Genomic DNA, 13288 nt, shown 5'->3' on the forward strand with positions numbered 1-13288 from the left:
CTCCGGGCCATGTCCCGATCCGCGCGACCCGCCGAGGACGTCGTCCAGGAGACCGCTCGATCGGCCGGGTTCATCGCACTCGGCGCCGGTCTGGCAGCTGCCGCGGTGGGGACGGCCGTCATCGGTGGCTTCGTCGCCGCCGTCGCCCGCGCCGTGGTCACCCCCGACCGCAAGCGCAACGAGCGCGTCCCGATCCACGCCGTCGACCCCGTCCGGAAGACCGTCACGATCGAGCGCACGGCCGACACCGAGCTGCAGGGCCGCTACTCGCTCTGGTTCGGCGGCGGCACCGGCCACATGCGCGTCGGCGAGGTCCTCGGCACGACCGACACCACCGTCACGCGCCGCATCATCGCGATCGACGCCGGCGACCCGACCGCCGCACGTCGCGGTCGCTGGGGCGGCTGGTTCTACCTGACCCCCGGCGAACTCGACGTGCCCGTCGAGGACGTCGACATCCCCACCCCGAACGGCCCCGCCCCCGCCTGGGTCGTCCGCGCCGACGACCCGGCAGCGCCGTGGGCCGTCCTGGTGCACGGCCGTGGCGTCACGCGTGCCGAGACGATCCGCGCCGTCCCCGTCTTCCGCGCCGCCGGGTACTCGGTGGTGCTCGCCTCGTGGCGGAACGACGGCGTCGCCCCGCCGAGCGTCGACGGCCGCTACGGCCTCGGCAGCACCGAGTGGGAGGACGTCGACTCCGTCCTCCGCTGGCTCGCCGCGCAGGACGCCCAGAGCGTCGTGCTGATGGGCTGGTCGATGGGTGGCGCCGTCGTGTTGCAGACCCTGCTCCGCTCGCGCTTCGCCGGCCTGGTCGACGGGGTGGTTCTGGAGTCCCCGGTGGTCGACTGGCACGCGGTGCTGAAGTCGCAGAGCCAGCTCCTGCGTCTGCCGCGTCCGGTCCGCAAGGTCGCGCAGCGCCTGCTCCGCACGCCGGTGCTGCACCGGCTCGCCGGGCTCCAGGCCCCTGTGGACCTGCGCGAGCTCGACATGGTCACGCGCTCCGACGAGCTCACGGTGCCGATCCTGCTGCTGCACAGCGACGACGACGGGTTCGTGCCGTCCTCGGCCTCGCACGACCTGGCCCGCGCACGGCCCGACCTGGTGCGCCTCGAGATCCAGACCACGGCCCGGCACACCAAGCTCTGGAACCACGACGCCGACTGGTTCGACGCCCGGATCCTCGCGTGGCTCACCGAGGTCGTCCAGCGGCGCGGGGCGGCCAGCGCGCGGTAGACGCGACCGAAGGGCGGACGGGAGGCGCGGTGTCAGCTGGCACCGCGCCTCCCGTCCGTCATCTGCTCACGTCGTCGCCACTTCGGTGGCCCCTGGTCCGCCGAGCGCGCAGAACGGTAAAAGGACATGGGCCGGCACTCGGCACGGTGTGGGAAGAAGGCTGGGAGGACGGCGATGCTTGCGCCGCACGCCCGCACGTCAGGTCCGTGGGAAGAGATCGACTGACCGTGGCGTAGCCCGGTATCGCAGGTGTTCGAAGTCCGGGTGCCAGTCGACCAGGCCCACCACCGCACGGACGGCGATGTCGACGAAGAACGGGGATACGACCATCCGATGGGGGACGGTCTCTGCCTCGACCTCGCTCGCCGGCCGCGACCTCTTGCCGGAGAAATCCGTGACGTGTTCGACGTCGGTGGCGGTGCCCCAGGAGTACGCGGGGAGGAGCCGGTCAGAGTCGGGCGTCGTGGTGCCGACGACCTCCCACATGCCTGGCTGGAACCGCGCCGGCAGGGTCAGTCCGGCGATGACGGGCTGCGTCGCGAGCACCACGAGCGGATCCGCCGGCGGCGGTACTTCTTCGGGACGTTGGAAGACGGCGACGTAGACGGCATCGAAATGTTCCGATATCACGTGCCCGAGCAAAACACCGCCCGCTCCGTCCGATATGAGGAAGACGTCGCCAGCGGCGGCCGCGAACGGCGCACGGCTACATGGGTAAAACACACTGGCTGTCCCGGAGGGGGTGCTGGGTCCCCTTGGATCCGGTGCCGCGAGTGGTGTCCGTGGCACCCTGGTGCGCCGGAGCTGGCGTGCGCGCTCGTCGAGGTCCCGACCCGGCCATCCGTGGTCGACGACTTCGATTGTGAACAACGTTTCGGGGTCAGCGCGCGTCTCGGTCAGGAGCTGCGCGAACAGTTGTGCGCCGCTGTCGGCCTGGTGAAACTGCTGCGTCGACCGATCGGGCTTGCTCCGTCTACCGAACATCGCGGACTCTGTCTTCGTCGGTGGATGTGAGGATGAGCTGGTCCGGTCGAGGCAGCTCGGCCGGCATGTCGGTGGTGAACCACGGGAACTCGACGAAGTTGATGCGACCCTCGAGCATCCAGATGAGTACCTCGCCCGCGAGGGGGGCCTCGTCGGAGCAGTAGTACACGGCCCATCGGAGAGGACCGTCGGCGTAGTCGGACCGAGGTGCCGCGGCGAGCACGATGTCGAAGATCCGCGGGACCGACTCGTCGACGGTCCGCACTGCCTCGACCTGGTCGCGCAGCAAGGCGGCCCTGGGGTCCTGCGACGCGTCAAAGCACGTCCGCAGGATCGCCGCGATGTGGTGTGCCGTGGTGTCGCCCTCCCGACTGCCGACCACGTGCGAAGCCACCGCGGGTCCGAGAGCCCGCTCGATCGCGTTCGAGATCTCGATGACTGATCCGTCGATGCACACGGTGACTTCAGTGCTGTCGAAGAAGTCGATGCGGAGCACTGCCTGCGCCGGATCGGGTCCGGCGGCGACCGGAACGCCGAAGAACTCGCAGTCGATCATCTGGTGGTTCTCCTGGACGAGCGTCAGCATCTCGTCGTGCGAGAACCACAGCCCGGGTCCCGACGCTGCCATGAGTCGCCGGTCCCACTCGTGCACGTCGACAGTCGAGCTCGGTTGCATGACCATGTCGAGCTCCGTGACGAGCCAGTGCAGGGGCGTGAGGTTCAACGATTCGAACACGTCCCGGAAGCCAGGCAGCGGCCCCTCGTGTGAGGGGCCCCTCCGGAAGAACCAGAACCGCTGAGCGGCCTCTCGTCGGCCGGTCATCAGGTGTTGGTGAGCCAGATCGCGGGCCCCTCGCTCGGCATGACGATGATCCGCAGCCTTCTCGTGAGGCGTTTCATTGATCCCGCTGACGATCGGGGTCTGACCGAGCGAGACGAGGGTGCGTAGTCACCGAGCGCGTCCGCGAAGGCGTCGAGTGGACCGATGAACGGTCGGAGAGGGTCTTCCTTCTTCGTGGAGTGCCGTCGGACTGCACCGGTGAAGTCCGAGGGGACAGCGTCGCAGCGCACCTCAGCGTCGGCCGGAATCGCGGCGATCATCGAGACGATACCGCCGGGTGGTTCGATGGTCGTCCTGCAGGTGACCGCTCGAAGGTGTGCGATCGAGAGGTCTGGCTGTGTTCTGGTCATCGTCAGTCCTCAGCGTTGTTCAGCCCGGTCATCTTCGTCGTCTGGGATCGAGGTGAACAGATCTCCGCCCCCGAGAGCGATCACCCGCACCGGCGGTCTCTCCGGGCCGGTGTAGTGCCAAGACTCGTACTGCGCGTCAGGATCGGCTCTCAGCACGACTCCGCTGGAGAAGGTCAGCTCCAGAGAGCTTTCGTCGATCCGGGCCTCGATTACCGTCTGGGTGTGCAGACGCAAAGCTGGAACGAGCGAAGACTTGTCGCCGTCCGGGGCAACTTGGGAAATGGCTCCGCTCGGCTCACCCACCGTGAATGTGGATTCGAAAGCCGTGCTCGCACCGTTGGAGAAGCGCAACGTGACCATGTGGTCGATCCCGATGAAATTGACGGTTTCTCTCACAACGGACAGGCGCATGTCATCTCCGTTTCTTTTGGCCAAACGACGTACTTACCGCTCCGGAAAGCGTACATCGATTCGTCAAGGTTGCGGAACACCGCCCCAGGAAGTCGTCCAATCTCATCGTCGGGTTGACTACTGCCTCGTCGAAGACGACTATCACCGTGGTGCTGTCGACAGAATCGATGCGCACAACTGGATCCGCCGTCGCGGGTGATACGCGGTGTCGTCATCGGCCGCGACCAGACTGGTTCTCAACGTTCGCCTGGTTTCCCGATGAAGTTGGTGACGAACAGCGCGCCCATCACCTGGTCCCTTTCCTTTTCGAGTGCGACAGTCACGAGGGAGTCCTCAAGCCACACGAAACACAGGCGAACCTCGGTAGAACCGAGGCGAGCGAGATTCGTCGTGAATTCTTCCAACCCAATCACTACGACACCTTTCTCCCTGGCCAAGTTGTACTTCGTCCAAAGTGTCCGCGCGATGCTCGAGGCGTCCTGTACGCTGAGTCGGAGATCTTTTTCACAGGCTTGAGGCAGAAGCGCCGCGGACGCCTTCAAAGCGGCCGGGGTTGTCAATTCCTTCAAGAGATGACGAAGTGCTCCTACGGAGATTGTTTTTTGCGTCGGTGCGCGATCGAGGTATGTCGCTGCGAGCGGAACTTGGTGTTCGGCGTCTACGACGAAGGACGCGATCCGCTCGCCCGCCTCGGCCTGGCAGAACAGGATCGGTCCATTGCCAAGATCATGCAGTGGCGCTAGAAGTTCAACTAAGTTCGGAGATCGAACCAGGTAATTGTCCCGCACCATTCTCTCGAATTCGGCTGCCTCGAACTGGTCTACAAACAATTCCTGTTCAGGTGGCAGTTCTGTCAACAGGGTCAGCGCATCTGCTGGAACGTTCAATCCCGAGCGCTCGATCATCCCTTCGAGCACCTCGACAGTCATGACTTCGCTCAACTCTCGTACCTCTCCACCTTTGCGCCACGGACGACTCCGCGGATGAGGACTTCCGACTCACCGAACTCGTCAGGCCCGAGAACTACCCTGCTCCGGTACGGCTCGAGATCTGTGCTGAGGATCACGCCGCGGCCTCTTGGCGGATTTCGTATCGATCCAACGACTTGGATTGGTCAATGTAAGGATCTATGTTCCCATATCGATCACTTCGTCGAGGAGCGCGGGCGAGCGCTCATCTCGTGGGCGTGCGCGTCTGCCTCGGTCTTGTAGATCTCGCCCCATGCGATGCTCGGAGGCATGGAATGGACAGGCAGATCGACGTCAGGGAGACAGATCTGCACGAAGTGCGGGAAGGCGGGGAAGGTCCAGAGGTCTTCGTCTTCGAAGCGACTCCAGAGCAACAGCTCCCCGACGCCCAGCGGTTGGCCGAGCTCCTGACCGTTCAGCGGGGGATCGCAGCTGACCATCAGCGCATGGTGACCGTTCGGTAGCTCGATCGGTCGTTCCACTTCGCACCGGAAGACAGACGAGAACCGCTTGCTGTCCATGGACGAGAGAAAGAAGACTTCGTGCATGTCAGATCTCCGGATCGATGCCGCTGCCGTTGGGGAGGGAGTCGTACAACGTTGCTTCGAGCAGGAACTGCCCCGAGTTCACGCTGTGATCGGGCTCGGTCTTCCCTGCCGGCAGTCCCGCGACGTCGCGATAGTTGGCAACAGAACCAGGGTGGGACGGCGACCATGAGGCACCGGTCGCCTGAGCATCTTCGCCGTAGACACGGTAGATCTTCTGACCTTCGAAGGGCGTCGGGAGCTCGTCGCCGAGCTTGTTCACCGCTGCCGGCAGGTGGACCTGGTTGAGCAGGGGACGTGATGGCGTACAGCGTCGTGAGGACCCAGACGAGCCCGGGTGAATCGAGCTCTGAGAAGAACTGGACCAGATCGGGCAGCACGATGTGATCAGCGGGGATCGTGTACGTGACCATCTCGAGGTCCTTCGGCAACTTCGTGGTCATCCGGTCTCCTCTGTTGTCTCGACCTGTGGCGAGAAGCCGCCCACGCTCATGGCAGCGAGGACGTCGGTCCTGCCCGGCGTGAACGCGATGATCGCGACTGCGGTGTCAGCCTGCACGGTGGAGAGCCCCGGCTGCTCGTCGCCGAGCGGTGCGAGCACACGGGCGAACTCGTCGAGCCCGCGAACGTCCGAGCCACTGTCGGCGGCCATCGTGTACTTCGTCAGGAAGGTCCGTGCCGTCGAAAGGGCTCCCTGTTCGAAGATGCGGACCCGGACCTCGGCCGGACACTGCGATGCCACCTCGAGCGCGAGTTCCGCCCCCGGGGCGTCTGATGCGCGCAGGCGCCTGCACAGCTCCTGGACGGTGATGTGGACGAGTCCGACGGAGCGGTCGACCGCCGTGGCAGCCACGAGCGTCCGGTCCGTCGCGCGCAACACGACCGTCACGAGTTCATCGCCGTGCTCGACCTGACAGATCAGGACGAGCTCGTCTCCGAGGGCTTCGAGTGGGTCGATGAACGGTACGAGGTTCGGCTCCTGCTTCGAGTAGGACTGCCGGATGACCGCTGCGAACGAGCGTGCGGACACGTCGGAGACGAGCACTTGCGCGACCGATCCCACTGCGGCGAGGACGTCGACGACACGGTCTGGCAGGTCCACAGCCGTTCCGTTGGTGACCGCTCGGAGGTGCGTGACCGAGACGTCCGAGGGTGCGCGCGTCACCGTCGGACACCCACGGACGACGGGCTGTATCGGTACTGCATGTCACCGTCGGGCAGGGCGTCGATGTCCACCCGTGCGCGGCCCGGTTCGCTGTAGTGCCAGGACGGACCTCGTCGGTTCGACCAGCCCTCGAGCAACTCACCCGAGGCGAACCGGACGGAGATCCGCGCGCCCGTGACTGCACCGTCCGAGACGACCTTGTTGTGCAGGGCAAGGAGGTCGAGCAGGGACGGTTTGTCGCCGGGATCGAGGAACGCGTGCTCCCCGTCAGAGCCGGTCAGCGCGAAGTCGGTCTCGAACCGGAGCGACGCCCCGCTCGAGAAGCGGATCGTCACGTCGGAGTCGATGCCGATGAAGTCGACGGTGTCGCCGGCGATGTCCAGCGCGAAGGGTGGACCCGGAACCCGCACCCTCAGGGCTTCTTCCGCACCGGGGCTCGTACTGCCCTCTGGCGGATCGACACGAACCGGGTGCCCCTTCGACCCAGAGCCGTGCCAGGACTCGAACTCGCCGTCCGGACCGGCGACGAGGGTCTCTCCGTCAGCGAAGACGAGCGTGAGCGTGGCGCCCTCGACCGATCGCCGATCGATTTCTGTGCCGAACAGCCGCAGAATGGGGAGCAGGGAGTCCTTGCGCTCCGGATCGACGACCACGCTGCCCCCGGATCGGTCCCTGACGGTGAACGCAGATTCGAGCTGCACGCTTGCGCCGTCGGTGAAGCGCAGGTCGAGCCGGAAGTCGACGCCGATGAAGTCGAGCGTGACCGCGCCCTCGACTGTCGCCAGAGCGCCACCGGGCATCGCGGTGACAGCGACCATGATCGTCCCCTCGTACGGATTGATGTTCAGGAGCTGCTCTCGCTGCATCGCATACTCGTGCTTCACTCACGGCCAGAAGATTGGGTAGCACGGTCCGCAAGACCGACGGGCCGAAGATGGATTCGAGCTGCTGAAACAACTTTCGACCGTCTTCGGCTGCAGTCAGATCAGGGTGTCACGCGTCATCATGTGCGATTGTGCGACACCGGATCCCAGAAGAATTGCCAATTCCTTCGACGGGTTGATTATTGTTTCGTCGATGACCACGGTCGCAGTCGTGCTATCGAAGAAATCGATGCGAACGACCGGGGCGAAGGCTTCTGGATTGCCGGTCGTTAGGTGGCCCAGGAACTCACCGTCGATCATCTGGTCACACCACCGAACGATTTCCAGCATGTGGCCATGCGTCACCCACAGCCCCGGTTCGTCGCTTTGAGTGACCTTGCTCTCCAACTCAAGGACATTCAATCTCGACCCGGGTATCGCTGTCATCCATAGGTCGGTCAGTAACCAACGCAAAGGTGGCGGATTGATCGCGTTGTACACATTCGGGAACGTTATTGTCCCCACGGGTGCGGAATAAATTGGACGTTGAAAAAGAATCATTCGAGCTCCGGTAGGGGCTCAGGATCGCCCCGTTGGGCGGTGCCGCCGGTAGGATTAGGTACTGCCCTATGTTGGTGTGGATTGGTGTGCAGATCAGGCTTATTATGGTCGGTGAAGTCAATGGTGCGCACAACCTCCCCATTATCGGCGAACTCTCTCGCTTGTGGGTAGGGCTCCTTGCGGCTCTTGCGCCACCCCAGTTGGGTATGGGGAAACTCAGAGTCAGGGAGGTCGTTGCCCACACCATCCCGTGGGAGGGGGCGCCGTGGGAACCACTGGCCGTCGGGAACCACCCTCACCTGAGGCGTTTCGTCCCCGAGCTTCGCTACGGACGTCGGCAGGTGCACCTTCGACATCGTGCCGCCGGTGGCCGCCGACGTCGCGGCACCCTCGGCAGCGTTCCGGAGCAGACCACCCGGGGTCACCGGCTGGCCACTCACCGCGTAGTTCGCGACGTTCTCCGCCGCCCCTTCTGCTGCGTTCTTGACCAGTTGCTTGCCGATCAGGGCACCGGCACCACCGCCGACCGCACCGAATGCCCCGCTGACGGCGACCTGGCCCCAGTTCACCTCGCCGGTCGTGGCCTTCTGGATGATGGTGTCGGCACCGGCGCTGATGAGCATCGCGCCGACCGGACCGCCGACGCCGGTGGCGACGAGCACCCCTCCGGCGACGACCATGGCACCACCGGCGACGTACTCCCAGTTGTCGGCGAACCAGTCACCGGTCGCGGCTGCGGCACGTGCGAGCGGTCCCTGCTGCGCCGCCGCGTAGGCCTCGAGCTCGGCGTCGGTGACGGGCGCGAGTCCGAGCGGGTCGATGGCGTGCAGCGGATCATTGCCGGCGAACGAGTACGGGTTGCCGGCCCAGGCTGCTCCCGCGGGCGCGGTGACCGGGTCGACGGACAGGAAGCCGCGCGACGACGGGTCGTAGGCTCGGGCGCCCATCCACTCCAGGCCGGCGACCTGCAGCGAACCGTCGGCGCCGAGTGCGATGCCGCCGGGCAGGCCGGAGCCGCCGAGGTCGACGAGCGTCTGCCACGGGTCGGCGTCGTCGGCTGCTCTGATCGTGCGTCGACCGCTGGTGGCCCACCCGTCGTCCACGCCGGTGAGACCACCGGGAGCACGGACGACCGGTGTGTCGCCGACAGCGAGGAGCGTCGGCGCGAACGCGGCGGTGTCCCAGTCGATCTGGACGCCGTCGACATCGGCGAGTTCACCGAGGGCGTCGACGTGCAGTTCGGTCGTGGTGCTGCCTGCCGCGGTGGTCTCCGCCACCCCGGTGAGGTGACCCTGCGGGGTCCAGCCGTACGTGGTCGTCACGCCGTCGGCTCGGAGCGCCTGCACCCGACGACCAGCGCCGTCGTAGGCGTACTCCACCTCGGGCGACCCGTCCACGGCGTCGACGCCGATCAGCTGACCGGCGGCGTCGTGCCGGAACCGTCGGGCCCCGGAGTCCGTCCGTTCCTCGGCCAGACGACCAGCGACGTCGTAGACCCAGTCGGTGCGACGGGCTTCCTGGACGGACGCCACCAGCTGCGCGGCATCGTCGTGCTCGTAGGTGGTGCTGCCGCCGGGTCCGTCGACCCGGGTGATGCGCCCGTCGGCGTCGCGTTCGATCGTGCTGGCGTGCGTGCCGTCCGCGTCGATGCGCGTGTGCCGGACCACGTGTCCGTTCGCGTACTCCCAGGTCTGCAGCTGATCGCCGCCGCGGGCCTGCAGGAGCCGCCCTGCCGCGTCGTGCTCGTACCGGACCTCGCCGAAGGCCGAGTGGTCGACGCGGACGACCCGCCCGGTGGCGTCGTGCTCGTACCTGGTCGTGGACCCGTCAGGGGACTGCACCGAGGTGCGGAGTCCGTCGGCATCGTGGGTCCACCGGGTCTCGCGCGAGCCGGTGGCACGGCGGACGAGCTGGCCCAGTCGGCTGAACTCGAGGACGTGGGTGGCGGGGGAGTCGGGACGGGTCTCGTCGGTGATCGTCACCGTGCGAGCACGCGCATCGCGGTCGATGCGGCCGATCAAACGGTCACCGGCGTACTGCGCGGATTCACGACCGGCCGCGTCGTACTCCCACCGAAGGACGCTCCCGTCCGGGTCCGTCTGGGTGCGCTGGCGCCCGGCCGCATCGTAGGTCGCCGTCGTCGTGCGACCGAGCTGATCGGTGGACGAGGCCACCTTGTCGAGCTGCGTGTACGTGCGGAGAGTCACCCCACCCAGCGGATCGACGGTGCGGACGAGGCGCCCACGCTGGTCGTACTCGTACCGGGTGGTGCCGCCGAGCCCGTTCACCGCGGCGACGAGTTGCCCGGCGGCGTCGTAGCGGAAGGTCCGCTGGCCGAAGCGGGTGTCCCGCGCCGAGACCACGCGACCGACCCGGTCGTACCGGTACCGGGCGGTGCCGACCCCGGGCACGTCGGCGTGGACGACCCGACCCTGGCGGTCGTACTCGGTCCGGGCGACCTCGCCGGTCGGCAGGGTGCGCGCGACGGCCCGTGAATCGGCGTCGTAGGTCAGCGTGGTGCGTGCGCCGGCGGGGTCGATCGCGCTGACCGGGCGGCCGCACGCGTCGTACTCGTACCGGGTGGTGCGGCCTGCCGGAGTGGCCACACCGACGACGCGTCCAGCCAGGTCACGCTCGATCCTGGTGAGGCCCCCGTCCGCGTCGACGAGCTCGACCGGGCGGCCGCAGGCGTCGTACGTCGTGAGTTCGGCGGAGGCGTCCGTGTGCTCGAGCCGGGTCGGACGGCCGAACTCGTCGGTCGTCACGGACACGGCGTCGAAGGCGTCGCGGACCGTGGAGACGCCGTCAGCGCGCGAGCGCCCCACCTCGGTGCGGACACCGGTGGGGTCGACCGTCGCGCCGAGGGCTCCGACCATGTCGTGCTCGCGTGTCCAGGTGCCGCCGGCCGGGTCGACCACGGCTTCGAGTCGGGAGAGCGCGTCGTGCACGAACGCCCACTCGGCACCGTCGGGCAGGGTCATCGACGAGACGTTGCCGAAGGCGTCGAAGTCCTTCGTCACGACGCGACCGAGGGGATCCGTGATGGACACGATCTCGCCGTGCTGGCCGTAGGCGACCTCGGTGCGGGCACCGGTCGGATCGATCGTCGCCGTGACCCGACCGCCGTCGCCGTGCTCGAACCGCCACAGTCCGCCGTCCGGGTCCTCACGCGCGGTGAGCAGGCCGGCGCCGTCGTACCGGTACCGCGTGCGGTGGCCGAGCGGCGTGACGGCCTCGACGATCCGGCCTCCCGCGTCGCGCATCAGCCGTGCGGTGTCACCCACGGCGTTCTCGACGCCGACGACCTCGCCGGAGGCGTCGTGGTGGAGGACGACGACGACGCCCGTCGGATCGGTGGTCCGGACCAACAGGCCGTCCCGCCACTCCAGTACGGTGCGACCACCGACGGGGTCGACGATCATCGAGGGGTTCCGGTCGTCGCCCGCGTACGAGTACTCGACGACCCCACTGTTCGCGGTGACCACGGTGGTCAGTCGGTCCTGCTCGTCGTACCCGAAGGTCAGGTCGGCACCCTCGGGGGTCACGGTCCGCACGCGGCGCCCGCGGTCGTCGTACCCGTGGACGGTCACCTGGCCGTCGCGCTCGGTCACCGAGACGAGGTTGCCGTGCGGGTCGTACGACATTGACTGACGCTGCCCGTCGGTGTCGATGATCCCGACGACGCGGCCCTTGCGGTCGGCGATCCACGTGTTGGTGTGGTCGCCGTCGACGTCGGAGACCGAGGTGACGCGGCCCGGCAGGTACGCGAACCGCACGCGCCGTCCGAACGGGGTGCGCTGCTCGACGACGCGGCCCCGGGAGTCGTAGGTGTTCTCGCACTCGACCACACCCGTGGCAGCGGTCACGCGGTCGATCAGCCCGTCGTCGTTCCAGCGGTACCGACGGCTGCCGACGGCGTCCGTCGCACGGACGAGTCGACGAGCACCGTCGTAGTGGTAGTCCATGCGGCGTCCGTCCGAGGCGGTCGTCGACGCCACACGGTCGCCCGCGTACTCGACGTCGATGAACCGTCCGAACACGTGCGACAGGCGGGTGATGCGGTCCTGCTCGTCATGCCGAACGGTCACGGTGGTGCCGGCTCCACGGCCGCTTCGCAACCACAGTCCGGACGGCGTGAACTCCCAGCGACTGCCGGCGTTGTCCTGGACGACGAGGGAGTCTCGCTCGGCCCGGAGCCACAGGTCTTCGCCGACCGCGCGGTCCCAGCCGTCGCCCTGCCGCGGGAAGTCGACCTGCCGGCCGTCGTCGAGCACGACCGACGCGGCGTCGTAGGTGATCTCCAGCCGGGTGTCGAGGATCGAGGACCACCCGAGCCCGAACACCCCGGCACGGCCGTCGAGCGAGTTGTACATCCGGGTGAGCCGGAGCGACGCCGCCTGCCCGGCGAACGACAGGTCGGTCTCGGGCTCCAGGAAGTTGCCCGTGGCGGTGTTGACGGGATCGTCGGCGAACCCGTTCGTCGGGGGCGTCCCCATCGCCGAGAACGGTCCGATGGTGAAGTCGTCACGTCCGGCGTCGATGCCCGCCGCGGACAGGGCCGCCGCGATCGCCGCGTCCGACAGCGTCGCGGGCCCGGCACCACCACCGGCGGCTTCGAACTGCGCGGCGACGGTGCCCGCCCAGTCGGCGTCCTGCCCGTTCGCGGTGAGCCAGTCGTTGACGGCGGTCAGCAGCGACTGGGCGTTCAGCGTGCCCCAGCAGGGGTTGCACTCGGCCTCGTAGTCGCTCAGGGCGTTGCGGAACGTGGAGACGGCACCCGACAAGTCGGAGTCGAGCGTGCGGGTGTTCGCCTCGAAGGAGCGGAGGTCTTCGGGGACGGCCGACGACGTCCCGCCGCTGGTCCCACCACCCGCGGGGATCTCGCGCCCCTTGACGCTGACCTCGTCCGCCTGCAGCCGCGGCTCCGGTTCCGGCTCCGGGGGCTTCGGGTCGTCACCGCCGCCGAACCACGTCGAGATCTCGTGTCCGGCGCCGACGAAGAAGTTCTCCTCGCGTTCACGCTTGCGGGCGTCCCACGCCTTCGCCTGCTTCCGCCGGTCGTCCTCGTCCTTGGCGGCGTCGCGGAGTTCCTGCACGAACCCCGACAGGCTCTGCAACGACCCGACGAGCTTCGTCGCGCTGCGTGCGCCGATGTCGGCGTTGTCCGCGAAGACCTCGGAGAAGTACCCCCGGAACTCCGCACTCGCGGTCGTCACCGACGACGACCGCGATCCGGACTGGCCGCCGATCGACGACGCGAGCGCCGTCGAAGCCGATTTGAGCGTGTCCGCCGCGCTGTACGAGTAGCCGGTCGGATCGTTCCCGTGGATCTTCGCCATCGTCAATTCCCCCCATGGTGCTGACCGG

12 protein-coding genes are annotated in these 13288 nt (G+C 67.5%); 1 reads left to right on the forward strand and 11 read right to left on the reverse strand.

Annotation, left to right across the window (positions count from 1 at the left end; genetic code table 11):
* The first annotated feature begins 9 nt into the window (after positions 1-9).
* Entirely contained in the window at positions 10-1233 is a 1224-nt protein-coding gene (locus tag FFG40_RS11320) for an alpha/beta fold hydrolase (RefSeq protein WP_138803242.1), read from the forward strand.
* Positions 1234-1431: 198 nt separating this feature from the next.
* On the opposite strand, the gene FFG40_RS11325 is transcribed toward FFG40_RS11320, so the two are convergent.
* The 11 genes from FFG40_RS11325 to FFG40_RS11375 form a co-directional block, all read right to left on the reverse strand.
* Positions 1432-2217: a hypothetical protein gene (locus FFG40_RS11325; protein WP_027465479.1), complete on the reverse strand. Its 786-nt coding sequence runs from the start codon at positions 2215-2217 to the stop codon at positions 1432-1434.
* Complete coding sequence (locus tag FFG40_RS11330; protein WP_138803243.1) at positions 2207-2953, reverse strand: hypothetical protein; 747 nt, start codon at positions 2951-2953, stop codon at positions 2207-2209. Before FFG40_RS11330 ends, FFG40_RS11325 begins: the two co-directional genes overlap by 11 nt.
* Positions 2954-3039: 86 nt before the next feature.
* A complete protein-coding gene (locus FFG40_RS11335; protein WP_138803244.1) occupies positions 3040-3408 on the reverse strand; it encodes a hypothetical protein in 369 nt (122 codons plus the stop codon).
* 9 nt (positions 3409-3417) lie between these two features.
* The gene (locus FFG40_RS11340) at positions 3418-3819 is read right to left on the reverse strand and encodes a DUF6188 family protein (protein ID WP_027465481.1); all 402 of its coding nucleotides are present in this window, start codon (positions 3817-3819) and stop codon (positions 3418-3420) included.
* 236 nt (positions 3820-4055) lie between these two features.
* Entirely contained in the window at positions 4056-4760 is a 705-nt protein-coding gene (locus FFG40_RS11345; RefSeq protein ID WP_138803245.1) for a hypothetical protein, read from the reverse strand.
* A 203-nt stretch (positions 4761-4963) separates the two neighbouring features.
* Positions 4964-5335, reverse strand: coding sequence for a hypothetical protein (locus FFG40_RS11350; protein ID WP_138803246.1), 372 nt, complete (start codon positions 5333-5335; stop codon positions 4964-4966).
* A 1-nt stretch (position 5336) separates the two neighbouring features.
* Complete coding sequence (locus FFG40_RS11355; protein WP_138803247.1) at positions 5337-5594, reverse strand: hypothetical protein; 258 nt, start codon at positions 5592-5594, stop codon at positions 5337-5339.
* A gap of 177 nt (positions 5595-5771) precedes the next feature.
* Positions 5772-6434: a hypothetical protein gene (locus FFG40_RS11360; RefSeq protein WP_138803248.1), complete on the reverse strand. Its 663-nt coding sequence runs from the start codon at positions 6432-6434 to the stop codon at positions 5772-5774.
* Positions 6435-6493: 59 nt separating this feature from the next.
* A complete protein-coding gene (locus FFG40_RS11365) occupies positions 6494-7363 on the reverse strand; it encodes a DUF6188 family protein (RefSeq protein ID WP_138803249.1) in 870 nt (289 codons plus the stop codon).
* Positions 7364-7477: 114 nt separating this feature from the next.
* Positions 7478-7861, reverse strand: a complete 384-nt coding sequence (locus FFG40_RS11370; RefSeq protein ID WP_138803250.1) for a hypothetical protein — start codon at positions 7859-7861, stop codon at positions 7478-7480.
* A 56-nt stretch (positions 7862-7917) separates the two neighbouring features.
* Positions 7918-13260, reverse strand: coding sequence for a DUF6531 domain-containing protein (locus tag FFG40_RS11375; protein ID WP_185974167.1), 5343 nt, complete (start codon positions 13258-13260; stop codon positions 7918-7920).
* Positions 13261-13288: the final 28 nt, after the last annotated feature.

This window comes from Curtobacterium sp. KBS0715, from assembly GCF_005938005.2.
Classification (GTDB): Bacteria; Actinomycetota; Actinomycetes; order Actinomycetales; family Microbacteriaceae; genus Curtobacterium; species Curtobacterium flaccumfaciens.